Genomic DNA, 20,495 nt, shown 5'->3' with positions numbered 1-20,495 from the left:
GCCCCGCAAGCAACCTTCATTTCGCACACAGAGTTCATCGCCATTGAGCGAGCGATGTTCCGGCTAGTTGCTCCGGGACGATCTTAATGAAACGATGTTTGCAACGCCGCCTTACGCAGGTTTTCCGGTGCGAGGCATAGCTTCGACAACTTTGTCGATCAAGCCATACTGCACGGCATCCTCAGGCGACATGAATCGATCTCGGTCGGTATCTTTTTCGATATTCTCCAAGGATTGGCCGCTATGTTTGATCAAGATTTCGTTGAGCCGTTGCTTGAGTCGGCGGAACTCTTTCACATGAATATCGATTTCTTCGGCGGTCCCTTGCATACCAGCAAGTGGTTGGTGGATCATGATTCGGGAGTTTGGCAGTGAAAACCGCTTGCCAGCCGCACCGGCGGTTAGCAATACGGCCCCCATGGAAGCAGCTTGGCCGATGCAGTAGGTCGCCACATCGCAAGAGATGAACTGCATCGTATCGTAAATCGCCATCCCAGCACTTACCGACCCGCCGGGGCTGTTGATGTACATGTGGATGTCAGCTTTCGGATCATCCGATTGCAAAAACAACATCTGCGCGACCAATGCATTGGCAATCTCATCGTCCACTTGTGAACCCAAGAAGATGATGCGATCCTTCAGTAGTCGCGAATAGATATCGTATGCTCGTTCTTCTCTTCCGTCTCGCTCAATAACATATGGGATCATCGGCATGGCAAATCGACTCCGTCGTTGTTCTAAAAACTAATTGCTCTGTATGAGGAAAGGTGCAGACTGGGATGCGCCCTTAGTGAAAGACGCAGCGTGAAGTTACGAAGCGGACTCAACTTCAACTTCGTTCTTGGCCAAAATGTCGTCGACCAAGCCATACTCTTTAGCAGCTTGGGCGGTCAAGAAAAAGTCACGGTCTGTATCCTTGGCGATTGATTCTACTGATTTCCCTGTGTGGAAAGATAGAATCTCGTTCAAACGCTGACGCAGTCGTAGGATCTCGTTAGCTTGAATTTCGATATCCGAAATCTGTCCACGAACGCCACCGTGGGGTTGGTGAACCATCACGGTCGAATTAGGCAGACAGTAGCGTTTGCCTTTCGCACCGCCGGCCAGGAGCACTGCCGCACCGCTGGCCGCTTGACCGACGCAGTACGTAGCGACGGGGCAGGACAGCATCTGCATCGTGTCGTAGATCGCCAGAGTCGAAACGACTTCGCCCCCCGGCGAATTCAAGTAGAAATGGATATCCTTGCGGCGATTTTCGCTCTGCAAGTACAGCAGTTTCATGACGACTTCATTTGCATTCCCGGTGTAAATCTCGCCTTGCAAGAAAACGATGCGGTTTTCAAGCAATAAGTCACCCAGGGTCATTTGGCGTTGACGCTGGTAACTTTGATAAGCGTGAGAATCAAGAATCGGTGGCATGAGTGATGAATTCACGACGACTTCCTTTATCGACCTATGGTGGTTCTGCACGGTACGAGTTCGCTGATGCAGATGTGGAACGTTTGTAATGTTACGTACTTTCAAATTCTGACAAGTCCACGTCGAAAAATGGAGCTGTTGCGACGCAGAGCGCCAGCTAAAAATGTACCGCATAGGCAATTTGGAGTTTGAGCGTTATCTTATGCACAGAGTGTTTAGCATCGCAGTCGGCCAGCCACTGCGTTTTCCGGTATTTGGGCTTGAGGGATATTCAGAAGATGTTTGAGGGTAAAAAAGGGCTAATTCTCGGTGTCGCCAATGAGAACTCGATTGCTTGGGCTATCGCCAAACAAATCATGGAGCATGGTGGAACCTGCGGATTTACCCATCTGCCTGATCGACCCGATGACGAGAAAAAGAAGAATCGCATGCGTGTCAGCAAGTGCATTGACAAGTACGCCGACAAGGCCGCTTTTCTTGAGCCGCTGGATGTCCAAGACGATCAAAACATCACGCAAGTCATGGCGTTAGCCGCAGAAAAATTAGGCAAGTTTGATTTCTTGCTGCACTCGATCGCGTTTGCGGACCGCGATGATTTGTCGCGTGAAACCGTCGAGACCAGCCGGGCCGGCTTCAAGCTGGCCATGGACGTCAGCGTCTATTCGTTGATTGCAGTCACCAATGCCGCCCGACCTTATTTCAACGAAAACGCGTCGGTCGTGGCGATGACGTACTTCGGCGGTGAAAAATGTGTACCGGGCTACAACGTGATGGGGATTTGCAAAGCGGCCTTAGACGCCACCATCCGTTATTTGGCGTATGACATGGGCCCCGCCAGCGTACGCGTCAATGCGGTAAGTGCGGGCCCTCTTAAGACACTGGCTGGCTATGCCGCTGGTGTAGGCGAGATGCAAGAATTCTACGGGCACGTGGCGCCTTTGGGGCGTAACGTCACCCACGAAGAGGTTGGTAAGTCAGGCGCCTATTTGCTCAGCGATTTCAGCAACGGGATCACTGGCGAAATCCTGCATGTCGATGCCGGCTACAACATCATGGGCAGTCCGGGCCGTTTGTTGGACAAGATGAAGTCGTAGTAGTTGGCACAACCCAGGGTACTTGCTTCAAAAACCTGGTACTTCAGACGCTTTGAAAACCGTTTGCACGGTATCAAAGCCTGTCCGTTGATACAATCGAATCGCACTGGAGTTGTGCGTTGTCACCTCCAGAAAAACGTGTTTGCAACCTGCCGACAAAAAACCGTGTAGAGCGAAGGTCAAGAGCATGCGTCCGATCCCTCGACCTCGCATGTCTGGCACCACGCCAACGTTCTGGATGGAACCGTCAGTCTGATTGTATCGCAGCCCTTGGATAGTCCCAACTGGGACATGCGCGCCAGTCGTTTTGGACACTTGCACCGCCAAAAACGTTGCTTCGGGTACAAAATTATTCCGCCGCCGAATGTCGTTCATCAACTTCAGGCACCCGTCGGCTTGGGCCAAACAGGGGAAGACAATTGCGTCCAATTCCTGTCGAAAGGATTCGTGTTTGACTCTGGCGTGATTTCGCAGCAGATCATCCCGCCACGGAAGCATCATAATGTCTTCGGGCAAATCAAGGTCAAAGTCAGAAAGATGCCCCAACTCGTACCGCATTTTATATCGCTTGAAGTAAGTCAACATTTCCGGACAATGCATGGATGCGATGAACAAAGCGAACGAGGTTCTTATTATGAGCTGACACGCTTGGCCAGCCAACAGTCTTACTAGGTAAACTTTATATCTATGACAATTTATTTCGCCCACGGTGGAACAGATGTGATCATCACATCTGACATGCTGCAACAAACGCTGGCAGCATTCTTGGATAAACTGAATCCAAAACGGGTACTAGCCCTGCCACCAGACCAAACTCGATCTGATTCCCGCGCTGGCGAAATAACCGATTTGTGCCACCAACACTTGGGCGACAAACTGGTTGATATCATGCCAGCCTTGGGCACGCACGAGCCCATGTCGGAAAAGCAACTGGACAAGATGTTCCCTCGCACTCCTAAATCGCTGTTTCGCCCTCACCATTGGCGCTCCGATGTCGAAACGTTAGGTGAAATCGACAGCGAATTCGTGTCATCGGCAACCGAAGGGATCTATACCAAACCCTGGAAGGCTCAAGCCAATAAGCTGCTGCTGGAAGGCGGCCATGACTTGATCCTTTCCATTGGTCAAGTTGTCCCTCATGAAGTTATTGGGATGGCAAACTACACCAAGAATATTTTCGTCGGCGTTGGCGGCCCGGAAGGCATTAACGAAAGCCACTACTTGAGCGCACTGTATGGCATGGAACGCGTTATGGGACGTTGCGACACGCCGCTGCGACGCATCTTGAATGAGGCCGCAGACCGATTTTGCCGTGACCTTCCCATCGTCTATGTCCTGACAGTCATCGACTCCCAGCCTGATGGCTCCAAAGTCATGCGGGGGTTGTACATCGGAGACTCGCACGATGTCTTTGAACAAGCGGGCGCTCTTTCGGCGCAAGTGAACTGCTATCGGCTGGAGCAAGCACCAGAGACTATGGTTGTTTACATGAATCCGGACAAGTACTCGAAAACTTGGATCGCCAACAAAGCGATCTATCGTACGCGAATGGCCATCGGCGATGGCGGTCGATTGGTCATCATCGCTCCTGGCGTCAAAACATTTGGTGAGGACGCGGAAGTCGACCGTTTGATTCGCAAGTACGGCTACATGACCACGCCCGAGGTGCTTGATGCAGTCAAGAACAATGACGACTTGCGAGCTAACCTCAGCGCTGCTGCTCACTTAATCCATGGCTCGACAGAGAATCGTTTTTCAGTGACCTATGCGACGGATCTGTTGAGTGCCGAACTGATTGAGAATGCACGCTACGACCATTCGCCGGTAGCACCAATCATGGCGGAGTACTATCAGGCGGATCGCCCGGATGGTTGGTACACATCGGCCAGCGGTAAAGATTTCTACTTCCTCAACGACCCGGGCTTGGGGCTTTGGATGCACAAACAACACCAGCACGCTTTTTGATTTCGTGCACAGATTTCCTAGAAACGGCGGCCAAGCAAAACCACCTTGTGGTCGCCGGCTTATTTTCTAGCGAAATCTTTCCATTCCATGAATCCTTCAATAGCTTCATACTCAGCCAGCCCAAGTTGATCAATGATCTTGGCTGTCCCACGATTGCGATCTTCGGCTCGCTGCCAAAACTCTCTTGGATCCGAACCAGGAAATAGCGCGCGGTCTTTTTGCGACTGATGCCGAAAGATCGCCATGCGTTTTCGCATCAGTTCGTCAGGACTAATTGGTACCGCCATTTCGATTTGATGCGGTTCCCACTCTTGCCAAGCGCCCCGATACAACCAGATGCGACAATTCTTGAACCAGTCGTCTTCATCAATGGCCTCCAGCGCACTACCGATGGCCGATAAGCAGGTGCGGTGTGTACCGTGGGGATCGGAAAGATCGCCAGCAGCGAAAATCACGTGCGGTTGGACTTTACGCAGCAGGTCGACCAAGATCTGCACGTCGGCGTCGCTTAATGGCTTCTTGCCTACGCGTCCTGTTTCGTAAAATGGCATGTCCAGGAAATGCAAATTCTCTTGCGGTACATTGCAGCAGCGCGCCGCCGATATCGCCTCGGTACGTCGGATCAGCCCCTTGATAAAGCGAACTTCTTCGTTGTCGATTTGGCCAGGCTCTTTATGCTTCAAGAATTGATCGACGTGGGCGAGCAATTCGGCAGACTTCTGCGAGTTGAAATCGAACTGATGATTAAAGTGCGTCACAAACTCCATGAACCGAATCGCGTCCTCGTCAAAGACCGCGATATTGCCCGATGTTTGATAAGCGACATGCACCTCATGCCCTTGGTCGACCAAGCGAATCAGGGTCCCCCCCATGCTGATCACGTCATCATCGGGATGTGGCGAAAACACCATCACGCGTTTCGGAAAAATGTGATCATCGCGTTGCGGTCGATCGCCAGGCTGCTTGCGACGTTCGGGTTTCCCACCTGGCCAACCGGTGATTGTGCAGTGCATCATGCGGAAGACTTGCAAGTTTAAATCGTAAGCGGTCCCACGCGTGGCCAGTAGATCCTGCAAACCTTCTTCGTTGTAATCTTCGGCCGTGAGCTTCATCAGAGCTTTGCGGCGTTTCAATGCCAACCAGATTACAGCTTTGCGGATCATCGCATCAGTCCACTCGATGTTCTCTCGACGCCAAGGGGCACGACCATAGGTCAGTTGCTCTGCGGCTGCCTCGTCAATCACAAACTGCACATTGGGATGCATTTGCAAGAACGTTGCTGGAATACCGGGAGAAACATCTCCTTCGACCGCTTTGGCCACGATCGATGCTTTGCCCTCTCCCCATGCCATCAAGACTACGCGTCGGGCTTCCATGATGGTTCCCACTCCCATCGTAATCGCTCGACGAGGGACATTCTCTTCGCCAAAAAAGCTGGCGGCGGCATCGCGTCGAGTGACTCGGTCCAGGGTAATTAAACGAGTGCGAGAGTCGCGTCCTGAGCCAGGCTCGTTGAAACCGATATGCCCCGTGCGGCCGATACCTAAGATTTGCAAATCGATTCCGCCCACATCGCGGATCTTTTGCTCATACTCGTGGCACCATTGCGGCACCGCTTGAAGGTCTAACGTGCCATCGGGGATATGGATATTGTGCCGTTGGATATCGATGTGGTTGAACAGTTGTTCGTTCATAAAGCGAACGTAGCTTTGCAGTTCATCCGGCTGCATTGGAAAGTATTCGTCCAGATTAAAAGTGATAATGTTCTTAAACGAAAGTCCGTTCTCACGATGCAAGCGGATCAGTTCATCGTACACGCTGGTCGGCGTGCTGCCGGTGGCTAAACCAAGCACACAGGGACGTCCTTCTGCAGTACGATCGGCAATCAATTGGCCAATTTCAGCGGCCACAGCGACACTGGCAGCCCCAGCGTCGCGATAGATCTTCGTCGGAATACGTTCAACAAGCGAGTTGATTTCGTGAGACATGTAGGATTCTGCGTAGGTGGGGGGATCGATGGAAGCAATCGGCGGAGTCTTACTAAGTTAGCTTTCTTGCCGACGCTTACCAGACCACATGATGAAAACCTTCAGCCTGAGCAAACTGCTATTTCGCGGCCCCCTCGATCTCTATCCATCGCAGCACCACGGCGGCTACTTTACATACCGATTCGCCACTGCACTTGTCTGGCGTATCCTGCATGGTGTGCCAGTAATTTGTCCCACGCCGCCCGCGACTTGGATAATCGAAATCGATAATGTCAATGACTGGAATACGCGCGATTTCGTTCAGCGGCAAATGGTCGTCACGCAACTCATGCCCCAATTTGGGTATAAACTCTTTGATCTTTAGTTGGGCGGCGATCTTCCAAATCTGCTGAGTCAACTCCGGTGCAAAACGAAATGAATTTTGTTCGTAGTATAGTTCCAAGTTCTTGTCAGCAATCATATCCACCAGCACACCGGCACGATACTTAGGATCGCTGGGTTGACGCATCAGGTAGGTCCGCGCGAAATGTGCCGATCCCAAAAAATATTCGTCGCGATCCTGAAACACAAACTCTTCCGCATCAAACAATACCATGTCCACACCAATCTTGGGTGGTTGAGCAGAGAAGGCGTGAGCCATTTCGATCATCAACGCAGGCCCACTGGCGCCATCATTAGCCCCGACAAACTTTCCGCGAGGATTCACCGGATCTAAATCAGGAAAAGGTCGAGTGTCATAATGAGCAGCCACCAACAAGCGTTCTGGCGTTGCCGGACCAAAGCTGATGATCATGTTCTTAAGATTCACGGTATCACCCGTCACCGGATGTCGAATCGCAAACTCTTGCCAGCGAACTTCGCCGCCCAGTTTGGTGAACTGCCCACGCAACCACTCTTGTTGCAACTCCATCCCCTTAGAGCCACTCATCCGCGGACCAAAGCTGCATAGTTTTTCTATCGATTCGATTGCCCGTTTCGCATTGAGCGGCGCTGGTGGTTTCCATTCCGCCGCCGAAGAATCGCCGTTGATCAGAAAGAACAACGAACCACAAGTAACGGCGGCAATCCCTAACAATGAAACCACCGCCAGCCAGCGACGAACCGGCGTGGCAGATGGAGCAGTATCCGCAGTGGCATTCGAGTTCAGTTGGCCGTCCATGAGTTTCATTCGCCTTCAAAAAATGGATTCAGTAACACGATTGGATTAACACGGTATCATACGGCATCCCAAAATTGAGAGCGATACCATACTGTGATTGCTATCAGCGCCGAATTATCCAGCAGCTCGCACATTGCAGCATGCGCCTAGCGTAACGCTTCCAAGGAACACCTCAGCCGCTACATGAATGCCGTATCAACCATTTTACCAGAATCTCAGTGGGCTGCTTTCGAACAAGCTTTGGAACGCTATCCGCCTCGTTGTATTCGGTTGAAGCGTGACGTTAACCACGTGCCCTTTGACGTGCAGCCAGTGGATTGGCATTCTGCTGGCAGATTGCTGGCGGATTCGACGATTCGCCCGTCCCAGTTTTTGGAATATGCGGTTGGAGACTACTACATTCAAGATGCGGGGTCATTGCTGGCGATTGCATTGGCCAACGCGCAAGCGGAAGACCTGGCGTGCGATTTGTGTGCGGCTCCTGGGGGTAAAGCTTCGGCGGTCCTGGAGCATCTGGACGGTTCTGGCTTCCTGCTCGCCAATGAAGTGATCGCCTCCCGAGTAGCCGTACTGCATTACAATTTGGCTCGTACAGGCAATCCAAGGTTCATGGTCACCAGCCTTGATCCGGCTCAGTTGGCCGACAGTTTCGCCAACGCGTTTGACCTTGTCGTGGTTGATGCCCCGTGCAGCGGGCAAACACTTACAGCAAAGGACAAACGAGGTCAAAACGCTTTTGACCTCAAGCACATTGAGCATTCCGCGGCCAGACAAAGCCGCATCTTGCGTGATGCACTTCGGCTACTGAAAGTTGGTGGCCGACTGGTCTATTCGACGTGTACTTTTGCTGATCTTGAAAATGAACTTCAGATACAAAGCTTGCTGGAAGAGCATCCTAGCGCGCTGAAAATGTTTCCTGACGAGAAGCTTTCGGCGTGGCAATCGCCAATGCTCGAGGGCTGTTATCGATTGTGGCCTCATCGCGACCCAACCGCCGGAGCTTTTGCGGCTCGAATCTTGAAGACCAATGAAATTGCGTTGAGCGATAGTCAGGGGACTTCATCGCGTCGCAAAAACAAGCTTGCTCCTTCGGCTCGAAACGCCAAGACTGTAGCAAACGCGGAGACCAAGCTTACCGATTTTGGCCGCTTGGACGAAACTTTGTTGCAATTGCCCAGCCCCACGCATCTGCATGGCTGCTCGTCAAAATCGTTTGGCCGTATTGAACAGGCGACTGGAGGCAAGCTGCCAGCGATCGGATTCCCTAAGTTGGCGGAACTTTCGAAAAGTCACACCGTCCCCCTGCATGATTTGGCGATGCTGGCTCACCGGAGCTTGACTGAGTTTAATTTTGTAGAACTCGATGATCGTGCAGCGAGAATGGTCATTTCAGGAGCGGCAATCCCGTTGGACGCCACATTGGCCGTTGAGACTTCACGGCCAGAAACAAAGTACTACGTGGCTTGCTGGCACCAAAAACCGTTGGGCTGGCTCAAGCTTGCAGGCAATCGATTCAACAACTTAATTCCGCCGATCGCGAGGGTTTCCATCGCCGACTATCCTTGACCAATTTTGAAAGCCCTCCAATAATCCGACAATTGTTTTAATCATAACTACAACTAGCCTCGGATTATCTGACGGATGAAAATTCACGAGTATCAGGCGAAGGATTTATTTCGCGCGGCAGGCGTGCCAGTTCTACAGGGGATTGTGGCCAAGTCGCCCGAAGCGGCTGCTGAAGCCTTTAAAACGCTGGGCGGCCCACTAGCCGTTATCAAGGCGCAAGTTCACGCCGGTGGCCGTGGCAAAGGCACTTTCAAGCAGAATGCAAATCAACGCGGAGTCCAATTGGTCAAATCCGCGGAAGAAACCGCTCAAGCAGCCAAAAACATGCTGGGCAACGACCTAGTGACCATCCAAACCGGTGAATCGGGAACCAAGGTCAACCAAGTCTTCATCGAACAAGGCTGCAAGATCGCTCGCGAATTGTACATGGCCGTTGTCTTGGATCGCGCAGCAGCCAAACCGTTGCTGATGGTCAGCAGCGAAGGTGGCGTGGAGATCGAAAAGGTCGCCGAAGAGTCCCCCGAAAAGATTCTGAAGGAACACTTTGACCCAGCCTACGGTTTGCAAAGTTTTCAGGTCCGTAAGCTGTGCAAACAACTCAATATCTCGGGCCCAGCGGCCAAGAACGCCGAGATGTTCATGAAGAAACTGTGCAAGTTCTTCGTTAGCTATGACTGCTCGATGGCCGAAATCAACCCGCTGGTGATCACCGAAGATAATCAGATGATCGCGTTGGATGCGAAAGTTACCTTTGATGACAACGCTTTGTTCCGTCACCCCGAAGTCAAAGAGTTGCGGGACTTGTCCGAAGAAGAGCCTGCGGAAGTCCGTGCTGGCAACACCGGCCTATCGTATGTGAAATTGGAAGGCAGCATTGGCTGCTTGGTCAATGGCGCCGGTCTGGCGATGGCCACAATGGACATCATCAAGTACCACGGCGGTGCTCCGGCCAACTTCCTGGACGTTGGCGGCGGTGCGAATACAGCTCAAGTTACCGAAGCGTTCCGAATTATCCTCAGCGATCCAAACGTGAAAGCCATTTTGGTCAACATCTTCGGCGGTATCGCGCGTTGTACAACCATCGCGACGGCATTGATCGAAGCTTCCAAGGAAGTTGGCTTTGATGTACCACTGGTCGTTCGATTAGAAGGTACTGAAGTCGAAGAAGGCAAGAAGATGCTCGCCGAAAGTGGTCTGCCGATTATCTCCGCCGACGATTTAACCGAAGCAGCTCAAAAGGTCGTAGCGGCTATCGCCTAAAGATTCGAGAGCCACGTAGATCATACATCTTACACAAGATCACTTGGCTCCAAACCAGACAAACCCCAGTACAGCTTGCATACTTGCTAAAGAAACAGCGAACCTCACATGAGTATTCTTGTAGATAATCAGACTAAAGTTATTTGCCAAGGCATCACGGGCAAGGCGGGTGAATTCCACACTCGCGGTTGCAAAGACTACGGCACCAAGATGGTCGGCGGCGTCACCCCCGGTAAAGCGGGCGAGAAAGTTGCCGATCTTCCGGTTTTCGATACGGTCGCTGAAGCGGTCAAGGAAACGGGTGCTAACGCAACCATGATCTTCGTCCCCCCCGCCTTTACGGCTGACGCCATTCTCGAAGCGATCGACGCGGGAATCAAAGTAATCTGCGCGATCACTGAAGGCATTCCTGTCTTGGACATGGTCCGCGTTTATGAAGTCGTACGTGCGAGCAATTCCGTTTTGATCGGTCCGAATTGCCCCGGAGTGATCACGCCCGGACAATGCAAGATCGGCATTATGCCAGGCTATATCCACAAACCTGGCAAGATTGGGATCATGAGTCGCTCGGGGACTTTGACTTACGAAGCGGTCTGGCAAACAACGAAGATCGGCTTGGGGCAATCCACGTGCGTCGGTCTGGGCGGCGACCCAATCGTGGGCACATCGTTCATCGACTTGTTGAAGCTGTACGAAGAAGACGATCAAACCGAGGCGATCTTGATGATCGGTGAAATCGGCGGCGATGCAGAAGAGCAAGCTGCGGAATATGTCAGCAAGCATGTTACCAAACCAGTCGCCGCGTTCATTGCTGGCAGCACCGCTCCTCCCGGAAAACGCATGGGACATGCTGGCGCGATCATCACCGGCGGCAAAGGAACTGCCAGCGAAAAGCAAGCAGCACTCGAAGCCGCTGGCATCGTTGTCGCTCCATCACCAGCCGATATGGGCAAAGCTGTCCAAACAGCGATTGCGAAACATTCCTAAGCATTGATTTGGTCCCTGGGCAGAGCGACCAAGATTCCTCCTTTGTTTTTCACTTCATTCTAAAGATTGAAATCATTTCATGAGCAAGAACGAGATTAAGCGCGTTGGAATATTGTTCGCTGGTGGACCAGCGCCCGCAGCCAACGCAGTTATCACCGCTGCTGCCTACACGTTTCTCAATGCGGGCATCGAAGTCGTCGGTATCAAGCATGGTTATTCGAACTTGATCGATTTCGATCCCAGCAAGCCACTGCAGGAAGGCAAGCAGTTTATCCGCTTCACACGTGAAGGCCTGGACATGATGCGATCCTCACCAGGCATCGTGATCGGAACAGCTCGCAGCAACCCAGGCAAGAGCGTTTCCAGCCCAGAGCACTTGAGCGATGCAGAACGCACCGCGCCGCTCAGCCGCGTTTACAAAGCGTTGCGATCCATCGAAGTCGATGCCTTGATCAGCATTGGCGGCGACGACACGCTGAAGACGGCTAATAAAATGAAAATGTACCAAGACACGCTGCCTGCAGATCAAAAGCGATTGCCTGTGGTGCACCTCCCAAAAACCATCGACAACGATTATTCGGGAATCGATTTCACTTTTGGCTATTTCACTGCCGCTGAATTCTTGGCCATTGAAATCCGTAATCTCAACCGCGATGCCTCGGCCGGCCAAGCGTACTTCTTGTGCGAAGCGATGGGGCGAGCAGCAGGATGGCTAGCTTATGGCGCTGCCATCGCTGGTGAAGCTGCGATGGTACTGAGCGTTGAAGACATCGCTGGCGAGTTGCGTGGTGAGGAGAACGTGACTGATCCGTCAACTGGCCAAACCAAAAAGCGACCGATCATGAATGTCGACTTGGTGGTTGAGCAAATCGTCGATGTCATGCTTGCTCGAGAGAAGCTAGGACAAAACAGTGGCGTAATCGTGGTTGCAGAAGGTTTGGCGGAGTATCTGCCCAGCAAACACTTGGAGGGCATTGCCCGCGATGACCACGGACACATTTCTATTGCGGATGTGAATCTCAATCGCATGTTGGCCAAGTTGATCTCTGCAGCGTATAAGAAACGCACAGGCGGTTCGCGGAAAGTAACGGGCCTGCAGTTGGGTTATGAATCTCGTTGCACCCAGCCAAATGCTTTCGACATTATCTTGGGTTCGCAGATTGGCATCGGAGCTTATCGTGCGTTGATCGAAGAAAACTTAAATGGAGTTATGATCAGCGTTGGCGGTCAGATGGATTTAACCTTTGTCCCGTTTGAGGAACTAGTTGATCCGGCAACTTTGGTGACCAAAGTCCGCTTCATTGTGCCTGGCAGTGACTTCCATCGCATGGCCAAAATGCTGGGCACTCAAACGTAACTTCGATCGTTTGAATAATGCTAAGAGCGCTACCAGCGTTTGTGGATGTACTCAGGCTATCGACTGCTTTCTTCGCTTTGATAGTCGCTGCATCGTTATTTCTATGGGGCGTTGGCAAGATCGCAGTAGTTGACGGGGTACTCTACGTGATCTGGTATGTAAGGACAGAGGAGAGCTTGGCGCCGGATTCCTACGGACTCGGCATACCTTGGCAAAGTTTTCTGATCCTAACAGTCACATTCGCTGGCGCAGTTGGAATGGCTGTCGCTAGCCTCTTGAAGGCACGCTCCTTATGAAAGTGGCTAGGTCACTACTCGCTGACGGGTTGCGACTGAAACAGTTGCAAAATGGTTTCGCGCAATTCACGGACCTTTAATGGCATGGTGATAATCTTGCGATGCTCTGCCACACGAGCTCGGTCCACAATATGCGTTTGGCGCTGATCGGCCAACAACAACATGGGTAAGTCTTTCGTATGAGGTTGCTCGCCCATTTGGTTAAAGAAGTCAAGCGCGTCATTGCCCAAGTTCACGGCACTTACAATAACGCAGTCCGCCGCTTGCTCGTCCGATTGTGTAAATCGACTCATGGCCCGTTGAACATCGCTTAACACGAGTACCCGATAACCACGGTTCTTCAGCTTCTCTCGCAACAGATTCTGGAACTCAATTTTGTTCTCGACGACCATGATCGTTTTGCCTTCGCCCTCCTGGCTCATATCGGCTTCGTCCAGCGTCGGTGCATCTAGAGCGGCCGCGGTCGTGTCGCCTCCGGTCTCGAGAAGATGAATCGCTTTTTCGATATCGCGAAGCATGGCTCCTGGGTTTTGATATCGTCTTTCTGGATCAAATTCCAGCGCCTTATTGAGAATGATCATGACCACTTGGGGGATATCTTGAACGATGCCGCCAATGGGTGGGATTTCGCGCAGACGCGACACGTTCAGACGAGCCATACGGTCACGAGTTTCCGTTAGCGGAGCAACCCCCGATAGAATGTGGTAAAAAATCGCGCCAGTGAAATAGATGTCGCTGCGAGGATCGCCCTTGCGAACGCCGGTCCCTCGTTCCAATGCGGCATAGTCAATCGCTCGTGCACTCGGGCAATCAGCGATGGCTTCGTTGGAAGAGGTGTCTGCCAATGCCGCCAAACCAAAATCCACCAACTTGCAGCGTCCCGTCGAACTGACAAGCACGTTAGACAATTTCAAGTCGCGATGCGTGACCCCTTGGCTGAACGCGAACTCAAGCCCCGCACAAATGTCCTTCATGACTCTCAGAGAATCGATTGGACTGAATCTCCCTCGATTTTTCAGCACATGCCGCAGCGTTTCCCCTTCGACGAATTCCATGACCAAGTACGGCGTACGTGGATCATTTTGAATTTCGTATACGGTCACGATATTGGGGTGCCGCAATTGCAGGCCCATGCGTCCTTCCCGCAGAAACTGCTCGACCTGCTTCACTTCATTGCGATGCCGCCTTCGCAAGACCTTAATAGCCACCACGCGTCCGGTGTTTTTGTGAACGGCACGAAATACGCGAGCGAACGTTCCGGCGCCGATGAGGTATAGGACCTTGTAAGGACCATAGAAGTACCCCAGCCTTTCCCCTGTCAGCACCCGATCCAACTGGAAGTTGGTTACCAACTCTTTTCGCAGGGCCAAGGATTTGAATTCCTCCAGATCGTCCGCGGAGCCGCGTTTCATTTCGCTCCAAAGTTGCTCGATCCGCTGCTGAGGGACCAAATTCAAGTCGACTAAGCGTTGGGCTAGTGATTGAGGCGTGAATTCCATAAATTGCTGTGGGCTACGGTGGCTGAGAGACTGGAGATTCCGTAACGAAATGGGTTAGGACGCTGAGGTCGCCGAGTGGAGGCAAGCTGCAAGGCCCTACTTTATTGTATTCAATTATGTTGAGAATGACACAAGTTCAGTGGCAACAAAACCCAGCTTTCCCCCACTGAATCCGCGCCGCGGGGCAAAAACCGGCACTTCACAGCCAGTCGCCGACGGCTGACAACATGTTAGTCAGTCTGCTGGGGCAATCTGCACTCAATGAAACTAGTAGCTCAGGCCCTCGATCTGGACGGAGAGCAACAGCCAGTATTCCGCGATTTTTTCCACGAAAGTCCGCAGTCGATTGGATCTAGACTAAAATGTCGACTTCAAAAGCACCAATGAGGAGAGACATCTATGGCCAAACACCGTTTCAAACCCAACGATTTTCTGGTTGAGCACGAGTCGAAAGTCAATCTTTCAAAGATCGCGACCGCTCCGGGTACCGAATTCGAATCGCAGGAACATGCCGTACGAGCGATGGGAGAAGATCTGCTGTTCCTGCAACAACAGCAAGAAAAGCTTTACGCGGAAGACAAGCAAAGCTTGGTCATCATTTTGCAAGGAATGGATGCGGCTGGAAAGGACGGTTGTATCCGTCATGTATTTGGCGGCATAAACCCGCAAGGCTGCCTTGTCCATTCGTTCAAAGCTCCTTCCGCCGAGGAACTTGAGCATCATTACCTGTGGCGGCCGATGCGGTTTCTTCCACCGCGCGGCAAGATTGCGATCTTCAACCGGTCGTATTACGAAGAAGTTCTCGTGGTACGTGTACGTCCCGACTTCTTGAAACCCCAGCGTTTGCCCAAGCTTAAGTCGCTGGACCATTTGTGGCCAATCCGCTTTGATGAGATCTGTGAATTCGAACGGATGTTGGTCTCGCACGGGACCAAAGTGGTGAAATTCTTTTTGCATGTCTCGCCAGAAGAGCAACTTAAACGACTCGCCTCCCGCCTGGAATCTCCCGATAAACACTGGAAAGTCAATCTTGGGGATTTCGAAGAACGCAAACTGTGGTCAGAATATCAACATGCGTTCGAAGAGATGCTACCCGCGACCAGCACCAACTACTCGCCTTGGTACATCGTCCCTTGCGATGCCAAATGGTATGCCCGCGCCGTAGTCGCCGATTTGATTGCCCAGGAACTGGAGTCGATGGATGTGAAATACCCAGTCGTTCCCGCGGAAACATCTCAAAAGTACTCGGAGATGTATTTTGGACTGCAAGACCAACTGGCGGCCAACCAAGCTTTAAGCCGTGAGAAGTCGCCGAAGAAGAAAAAGAAACAACGCAAAGAGTAAAACGCCCTTAACATGGAAACCCGAGTATGCGCTCTATCACTGCCATTGTGCGACCGTTTCTGGTCGACAGAATACTCGAACGGCTAAAGCTGGAACCGATTGAGGCTCTTCAGGTCAGCGAAGTCCAGGGCTTCGGCCGCCAGAAGGACTATTTGGAAGAATACAAAGACGCTGAATTCCACTCGCTGTTTCTCCCCAAAGTGGAAATCAAGATCTACGTCGCGCAAAACCGGTTGGATGAAGTGATTGACGTTCTGCTGGAAACAGCACGCAGTGGACGGATTGGAGACGGGAAGATCTTTGTTGTACCCGTCGAACGAACGATTGATATTGCGACTTACAAGTCCGAATAATGCTACCAGGAAAACTCCGAAGTTTCTCGATCAAAGAACACTAACCAATTCCATCATGGACGTTACCAATCAAAACGAATATCAGCGCATTCTTCGCCGTGAAGCTGCCCGTAACAAGTCGACGGTTAAGCCAACGGGTGTTCCAAATTCACCCCGCAACGGATTTCTACGAATCATTGGTGGCACCCACCGTTCGCGAAAGATCCTGTTCAAAATCGAAGATTCGACGCGACCGATGAAAGATCGTACGCGCGAAGCGATCTTTAACCTCTTGGGATATACCGTCGAGGGTACGCTGGCCGTCGATTTGTTTGCCGGTACTGGCGTTTTAGGTTTTGAAAGCTTGTCGCGAGGTTCGTTGTACGCTGCGATTGTCGAGAAGCAATCTTTTCGAGCGAACGAGATCATCGAAAATGCTAAACGAATCGATCTGGCAGATCGAGCCCGTGTCTTCAATGGCGATGCGTTTCGCATCTCACACAACCCCAGCAAGCTCATGGCTGCCTGCAGTGAAGGCGTCTTGGTGGACGAAACACCATGGCTTCTGTTCTGCTGTCCTCCCTACAGCATGTGGAAATCGCACGCCGTTGAACTTACCAAATTGATTGAGCGCTGGATGGATCGCGGGCCAAAGGGATCGACCATCGTAATTGAACTGGAAGACGTAACGGCCGATCAGTTTCTGTTCGAAGACCCACGCTATGAATGGATTCGCCGTGACTATCGACCTGCAACGATTGCTATTGGGACAAAGATTACGTAGATCCATATCTGGTATCGGTAGCATCCCTGCAACTGCTTTATAGAACGCTGTCCCGGATCAACGATTGATAGCGATTAAAAATCTCGTCGATCTGCAGATCTGAAAAAACGGATCGATCAAAGACGGCGGAAATGCTCAGCCGATGATCGTATCGGCACAGGCCAATTCCAATTTGCGTACCAGACCGAATGGGAGGCCAACCATAGATCGCACGCAATCGCAGATCCCCCGCAGATGATCGTCCGTCTGCATTGTCACGCCCCTTCCGCTGACGAGCTGTGACATCCCCCAAGTTGGTGATGATTGCCGTTGCAAAACACGAATTGCGTTTTAAAAAGAAACGTACCAACGCCCCGAGCTTACCCAACGGCTCGAAAATTCGCACGAAATCAGCCCCTAAGCAAAGGCTGCGGACCATTTCCACTTGTTCCTTTACACTTTGCGTCAGAGCTTTGCGGTCGGCTGCCAGTTTGGGTTCCGCGACCAAAAAGCCGAACCCTATCTTGTTACAAGCTGGCGCCCGCAGGTCATCCCAAGTGCGTAAATCCACTGGCATAGAAATGCGTGCTCGGCGATTCGCATGTTGAGCGGATTGCCAATTGTGGATCGTGGTGAATAGACATGCAATGGCCCAATCATTGAAGCTCATTTCGCGTTCCAACAAGAATGCCTTTAGTTCCTGCAGCGCATCCATGTCTAGTTCGACAGATCGAAACGCAAGTGCAGTGCTACCGTTCGCTCTCTGGCGCGACGTTCTGCTCTCGATAGGGTAGGGACCCCTTAGATGAAAGTGGTAAGCGTGAACCAGTTTCTCCCACAGCGTGGTCTTTCTGGTAGCATCCTTCGCTTTCGGTTCCGGCAATTCGCCTCGATAACGCAAGCGATTGAAATCAAGCTGTCGCCAGCGAATTTGTGCCTGCCCTTGTTGCATCAAGCCGTTGTAGCATGACGTAACCTCCTCGATAAACACTCGCATTCCCAGGCCATCACAAGCGGGATGGTAGACATCAAATGCCAGTGTGATTTGTTGCGAACCTTGAAATACGGCCACTCGAAGATTGGCAAGTGAACCGCTTGGCTGCCCAGGCTTTATATCACTGCGGACAGCTTCAGCAATAGCTGCAGGGGTATGCTGGCCCGATGCATGAACGGTATCTTGATTGCCAATGAGTGCAACTTCGATAAACGGTTCCTTTGGCAAGCACCATTGGCGATCGTAAGTTTCGACCTCAGCCAATAGCATGGGATGCCGTGGAAGCGTAGTTTGTAACGCCTGATGCCAGCACGCAAGGTCTAGCGATCCATCACAGTCCACCACGATTTGAAAACGCTTGGGATACTGCGGCGTGTGATCCCATATAAAAAACTTTTCCATGACCGTCAGAGGCAGCGGAAAGTGCTCCAAGCCCTGGATTGCATCCCGATCGATATAAAGCCTTTCCCAATCGATAGGACTAGCCATGCAACGACGCACCTCCGTCGACGACAATAGTTTGCCCCTGGATTAAGTCCGAATCGGTACTCAGTAAGAATCGAATCACCGACGCCACGTCTTCAGGTAGCAGTTCGCGATCATCAGGCAGCAGCATACTTTGGTTTACCGACGAAAACAGGGCCTCTGCATTGGGCAAATTGGAGGTTGCATCAGTACGAACCAGTCCTGCCAGTACGCAGTTGAAGTAAACCCCTTGCGGACCTAGCTCTAAAGCCAGATGTCGAGTCAATGCTTCGAGTGCTGCTTTCGAAGCACCAATCAAACCGTAAGCCGGCAAGGCTCGATGCGACCCATGACTGGACAGCGAAACGAACTTGAATGGTTCGACCCTATTCTCGTAGAACAACACAGCCGCTTTGGCCAGCAATGCTAACGGTCTTGCATTGATGTGCATGGCCCGATCGAAATGATCTGGTGTTGACGAAAGAATCGTGCGGAATCCTCCACCGGCCGCGTTACTTACAATCCCATCGATACTGCCCCACGCGTCGGCAATACTATCAATCATTTGCTGCACATCGGTAACTTCGGAAACATCGGCCTTGATGACTAATGCTTGCTGCCCGCGTTTTTCGACTTCGTCGGCCACTTCGAGCGCGGCCGCCTCGTTGGTCAAGTAGTTAATAATCACGTCGCAACCGCTATCGGCCAACAACAAAGCGGTAGCCCGGCCGATGCCCCGCGAGCTGCCTGTGATCAGTATTCGTTTGCCTTCTAAGTCTTGCATAATCGAAGATTGTAATGGGTCTGGCTTCAAATTCCATCGCCTGAATAGGGTTCCAACATCATTACGTCGGCCCAGTAGTTCTGAAAAGAAGCGATTCGTTCTTCGCATCGACCTAATACGCCCTGATGCGAGCTGTGTTCCAAACCTGCCTGAATCTTGGGCAACATGCCAAAATCCTCCGCCAAGATGCGTTGGAGAATCATCGCTTCCAATTTACCCCAGCGTGCTGCCACCCAACGCTGAAGCTTGCTTGCTTTCATCGGGACAATGCCAAACTGATAGACAAAGGATTGGCTGTGACTGGCAGCCATGGGTTGTACCGACTGGATGACCGTTACGGCATCGGTGAACGACACTAGCAAGTTGGGGTATAAGTGGTGATGCTGGTACTCACGCTGAGCCGACCTGCCCAGCCACTGCACTAGCCTGGACTGCATGCCCTGAAAGAACAAGTCCACTCGATTCTCCGCTGCAAACGGTACATCAGTTTTGAAGGAGGATTGATTGGTATGGAACGTGTGGTCCGATCGCATTTCGCCCGGCTCTATCCGAAACGTTTCTGGATGCACAGACTGTATATGATACGCTTCCAAAGTATTTTCGACAGCAGCTTTCCAGTTAGCACGATACTCATAATCCCTTTGCAGCATAACGCGATAATCTTCTCCACAACGTTCTTCTAAGACAGTCGCCAGCGGTCCAAGGTATTCTCGCAACACAGGGACACCTGGATGAAGGGCGACAAATACTAACTGCCCAATCGACTCACAACGATACTTGGCAATTCGCAAAGTGTCGCGATCTACAGGCGCAAAGTCTTTCGCGCAAGGAATCCGCCGCGTAAGCCCGTCGCTGCCATAGCACCAGCCATGATATTGGCACTTGAGCTCCGCTTGATTCCCGCGTGGTTCGGAACGAATCATGCTGTGTCTGTGAGCGCATACGTTCGAGAGCGCTGAGAGTTGCGAGTCAAAGTTGCGGATGATTATCGGAACCCCTAGCACCTGACGCGTAACGTAGTCGCCAGCATGCTTTAGCTCGCTGGTCGATCCGACCAACTGCCACGTATTTTCCAGCATCCACTGCCGCTCGCGCTGGAACACATCCGCCGAACAGTAGGACTGTGGCGCAATGCGATGCGGTAGCTTCTGTTTAGCAACAAACGTCATGACAAAGCGATCGACGGCTGACAGTTATAGATGGTCCGTGAATGAGATTTCGAT

The 20,495-nt window shown here is 51.9% G+C and carries 18 protein-coding genes; 9 read left to right on the top strand and 9 right to left on the bottom strand.

All coding sequences use genetic code 11. From position 1 onward, the window contains the following. Positions 1-111: 111 nt before the first annotated feature. Positions 112-714 carry an ATP-dependent Clp endopeptidase proteolytic subunit ClpP gene (gene clpP / locus SH302x_RS05480; RefSeq protein WP_479367722.1) on the bottom strand — a complete coding sequence of 201 codons (603 nt, stop codon included), beginning with the start codon at positions 712-714 and terminating at the stop codon, positions 112-114. Positions 715-810: 96 nt separating this feature from the next. After that, complete coding sequence (locus SH302x_RS05475; protein ID WP_479369242.1) at positions 811-1,419, bottom strand: ClpP family protease; 609 nt, start codon at positions 1,417-1,419, stop codon at positions 811-813. A gap of 278 nt (positions 1,420-1,697) precedes the next feature. On the opposite strand from SH302x_RS05475, the gene SH302x_RS05470 reads away from it, so the two are divergent. Continuing rightward, positions 1,698-2,513, top strand: a complete 816-nt coding sequence (locus tag SH302x_RS05470) for an enoyl-ACP reductase FabI (RefSeq protein WP_479367721.1) — start codon at positions 1,698-1,700, stop codon at positions 2,511-2,513. 27 nt (positions 2,514-2,540) lie between these two features. Here SH302x_RS05470 and SH302x_RS05465 read toward each other — a convergent pair whose 3' ends face one another. After that, positions 2,541-3,098: a GNAT family N-acetyltransferase gene (locus SH302x_RS05465; protein ID WP_479367720.1), complete on the bottom strand. Its 558-nt coding sequence runs from the start codon at positions 3,096-3,098 to the stop codon at positions 2,541-2,543. A 102-nt stretch (positions 3,099-3,200) separates the two neighbouring features. Here SH302x_RS05465 and SH302x_RS05460 point away from each other — a divergent pair, with 102 nt between their 5' ends. Further along, a complete protein-coding gene (locus tag SH302x_RS05460; protein ID WP_479367719.1) occupies positions 3,201-4,478 on the top strand; it encodes a nickel-dependent putative hexonate epimerase in 1,278 nt (425 codons plus the stop codon). A 59-nt stretch (positions 4,479-4,537) separates the two neighbouring features. Here the strand turns inward: SH302x_RS05460 and nagB are convergent, their stop codons facing one another. Then, positions 4,538-6,466: a glucosamine-6-phosphate deaminase gene (gene nagB, locus SH302x_RS05455; protein ID WP_479367718.1), complete on the bottom strand. Its 1,929-nt coding sequence runs from the start codon at positions 6,464-6,466 to the stop codon at positions 4,538-4,540. A gap of 118 nt (positions 6,467-6,584) precedes the next feature. Next, positions 6,585-7,634 (bottom strand): M28 family peptidase, encoded by a 1,050-nt coding sequence (locus SH302x_RS05450; RefSeq protein ID WP_479367717.1) that lies wholly within the window; start codon positions 7,632-7,634, stop codon positions 6,585-6,587. A 174-nt stretch (positions 7,635-7,808) separates the two neighbouring features. Here SH302x_RS05450 and SH302x_RS05445 point away from each other — a divergent pair, with 174 nt between their 5' ends. The 4 genes from SH302x_RS05445 to SH302x_RS05430 all read left to right on the top strand — a co-directional run bounded on the left by SH302x_RS05445 (position 7,809) and on the right by SH302x_RS05430 (position 12,795). Then, positions 7,809-9,191: a methyltransferase RsmF C-terminal domain-like protein gene (locus SH302x_RS05445; protein WP_479367716.1), complete on the top strand. Its 1,383-nt coding sequence runs from the start codon at positions 7,809-7,811 to the stop codon at positions 9,189-9,191. A gap of 75 nt (positions 9,192-9,266) precedes the next feature. Then, positions 9,267-10,451 carry an ADP-forming succinate--CoA ligase subunit beta gene (sucC, locus tag SH302x_RS05440; protein ID WP_479367715.1) on the top strand — a complete coding sequence of 395 codons (1,185 nt, stop codon included), beginning with the start codon at positions 9,267-9,269 and terminating at the stop codon, positions 10,449-10,451. Positions 10,452-10,559: 108 nt separating this feature from the next. Beyond that, on the top strand, positions 10,560-11,438 hold the full coding sequence (gene sucD / locus SH302x_RS05435; RefSeq protein ID WP_479367714.1) for a succinate--CoA ligase subunit alpha: 879 nt from the start codon (positions 10,560-10,562) through the stop codon (positions 11,436-11,438). A 79-nt stretch (positions 11,439-11,517) separates the two neighbouring features. Then, positions 11,518-12,795, top strand: a complete 1,278-nt coding sequence (locus SH302x_RS05430; protein ID WP_479367713.1) for a 6-phosphofructokinase — start codon at positions 11,518-11,520, stop codon at positions 12,793-12,795. Between the two features lie 310 nt (positions 12,796-13,105). Here the strand turns inward: SH302x_RS05430 and SH302x_RS05425 are convergent, their stop codons facing one another. After that, positions 13,106-14,590, bottom strand: coding sequence for a protein kinase domain-containing protein (locus SH302x_RS05425; protein WP_479367712.1), 1,485 nt, complete (start codon positions 14,588-14,590; stop codon positions 13,106-13,108). Positions 14,591-14,989: 399 nt separating this feature from the next. Here SH302x_RS05425 and SH302x_RS05420 point away from each other — a divergent pair, with 399 nt between their 5' ends. Genes SH302x_RS05420 through SH302x_RS05410 form a run of 3 tightly spaced genes read left to right on the top strand, consistent with a single transcriptional unit; the run spans position 14,990 to position 17,050 of the window. After that, positions 14,990-15,934 carry a PPK2 family polyphosphate kinase gene (locus tag SH302x_RS05420; protein WP_479367711.1) on the top strand — a complete coding sequence of 315 codons (945 nt, stop codon included), beginning with the start codon at positions 14,990-14,992 and terminating at the stop codon, positions 15,932-15,934. 26 nt (positions 15,935-15,960) lie between these two features. Continuing rightward, positions 15,961-16,287: a P-II family nitrogen regulator gene (locus tag SH302x_RS05415; RefSeq protein ID WP_479367710.1), complete on the top strand. Its 327-nt coding sequence runs from the start codon at positions 15,961-15,963 to the stop codon at positions 16,285-16,287. Positions 16,288-16,342: 55 nt separating this feature from the next. Continuing rightward, positions 16,343-17,050: an RsmD family RNA methyltransferase gene (locus SH302x_RS05410; protein WP_479367709.1), complete on the top strand. Its 708-nt coding sequence runs from the start codon at positions 16,343-16,345 to the stop codon at positions 17,048-17,050. A gap of 37 nt (positions 17,051-17,087) precedes the next feature. Here SH302x_RS05410 and SH302x_RS05405 read toward each other — a convergent pair whose 3' ends face one another. From SH302x_RS05405 to SH302x_RS05395, 3 genes are read right to left on the bottom strand one after another with little or no spacing between them, the layout of a single operon-like run. After that, positions 17,088-18,512, bottom strand: a complete 1,425-nt coding sequence (locus tag SH302x_RS05405; protein ID WP_479367708.1) for a condensation domain-containing protein — start codon at positions 18,510-18,512, stop codon at positions 17,088-17,090. Further along, positions 18,505-19,272: an SDR family oxidoreductase gene (locus tag SH302x_RS05400; RefSeq protein ID WP_479367707.1), complete on the bottom strand. Its 768-nt coding sequence runs from the start codon at positions 19,270-19,272 to the stop codon at positions 18,505-18,507. Before SH302x_RS05400 ends, SH302x_RS05405 begins: the two co-directional genes overlap by 8 nt. 26 nt (positions 19,273-19,298) lie before the next feature. Then, positions 19,299-20,441 (bottom strand): aromatic ring-hydroxylating oxygenase subunit alpha, encoded by a 1,143-nt coding sequence (locus tag SH302x_RS05395; RefSeq protein ID WP_479367706.1) that lies wholly within the window; start codon positions 20,439-20,441, stop codon positions 19,299-19,301. Between the last annotated feature and the right edge of the window lie 54 nt (positions 20,442-20,495).

The sequence above is a fragment of the Njordella calcicola genome (genome assembly GCF_056494125.1).
The sequence above is the reverse complement of the archived record's forward strand: the minus strand, read 5'-3'. Positions and strand labels throughout refer to the sequence as shown.

What these genes read in the sequence shown, in the direction of transcription:
- clpP (WP_479367722.1), bottom strand. Translation starts at nt 714, where the DNA reads ATGCCGATGATCCCATATGTTATTGAGCGAGACGGAAGAGAAGAACGA.
- SH302x_RS05475 (WP_479369242.1), bottom strand. Translation starts at nt 1,419, where the DNA reads ATGCCACCGATTCTTGATTCTCACGCTTATCAAAGTTACCAGCGTCAA.
- SH302x_RS05470 (WP_479367721.1), top strand. Translation starts at nt 1,698, where the DNA reads ATGTTTGAGGGTAAAAAAGGGCTAATTCTCGGTGTCGCCAATGAGAAC.
- SH302x_RS05465 (WP_479367720.1), bottom strand. Translation starts at nt 3,098, where the DNA reads ATGTTGACTTACTTCAAGCGATATAAAATGCGGTACGAGTTGGGGCAT.
- SH302x_RS05460 (WP_479367719.1), top strand. Translation starts at nt 3,201, where the DNA reads ATGACAATTTATTTCGCCCACGGTGGAACAGATGTGATCATCACATCT.
- nagB (WP_479367718.1), bottom strand. Translation starts at nt 6,466, where the DNA reads ATGTCTCACGAAATCAACTCGCTTGTTGAACGTATTCCGACGAAGATC.
- SH302x_RS05450 (WP_479367717.1), bottom strand. Translation starts at nt 7,634, where the DNA reads ATGAAACTCATGGACGGCCAACTGAACTCGAATGCCACTGCGGATACT.
- SH302x_RS05445 (WP_479367716.1), top strand. Translation starts at nt 7,809, where the DNA reads ATGAATGCCGTATCAACCATTTTACCAGAATCTCAGTGGGCTGCTTTC.
- sucC (WP_479367715.1), top strand. Translation starts at nt 9,267, where the DNA reads ATGAAAATTCACGAGTATCAGGCGAAGGATTTATTTCGCGCGGCAGGC.
- sucD (WP_479367714.1), top strand. Translation starts at nt 10,560, where the DNA reads ATGAGTATTCTTGTAGATAATCAGACTAAAGTTATTTGCCAAGGCATC.
- SH302x_RS05430 (WP_479367713.1), top strand. Translation starts at nt 11,518, where the DNA reads ATGAGCAAGAACGAGATTAAGCGCGTTGGAATATTGTTCGCTGGTGGA.
- SH302x_RS05425 (WP_479367712.1), bottom strand. Translation starts at nt 14,590, where the DNA reads ATGGAATTCACGCCTCAATCACTAGCCCAACGCTTAGTCGACTTGAAT.
- SH302x_RS05420 (WP_479367711.1), top strand. Translation starts at nt 14,990, where the DNA reads ATGGCCAAACACCGTTTCAAACCCAACGATTTTCTGGTTGAGCACGAG.
- SH302x_RS05415 (WP_479367710.1), top strand. Translation starts at nt 15,961, where the DNA reads ATGCGCTCTATCACTGCCATTGTGCGACCGTTTCTGGTCGACAGAATA.
- SH302x_RS05410 (WP_479367709.1), top strand. Translation starts at nt 16,343, where the DNA reads ATGGACGTTACCAATCAAAACGAATATCAGCGCATTCTTCGCCGTGAA.
- SH302x_RS05405 (WP_479367708.1), bottom strand. Translation starts at nt 18,512, where the DNA reads ATGGCTAGTCCTATCGATTGGGAAAGGCTTTATATCGATCGGGATGCA.
- SH302x_RS05400 (WP_479367707.1), bottom strand. Translation starts at nt 19,272, where the DNA reads ATGCAAGACTTAGAAGGCAAACGAATACTGATCACAGGCAGCTCGCGG.
- SH302x_RS05395 (WP_479367706.1), bottom strand. Translation starts at nt 20,441, where the DNA reads ATGACGTTTGTTGCTAAACAGAAGCTACCGCATCGCATTGCGCCACAG.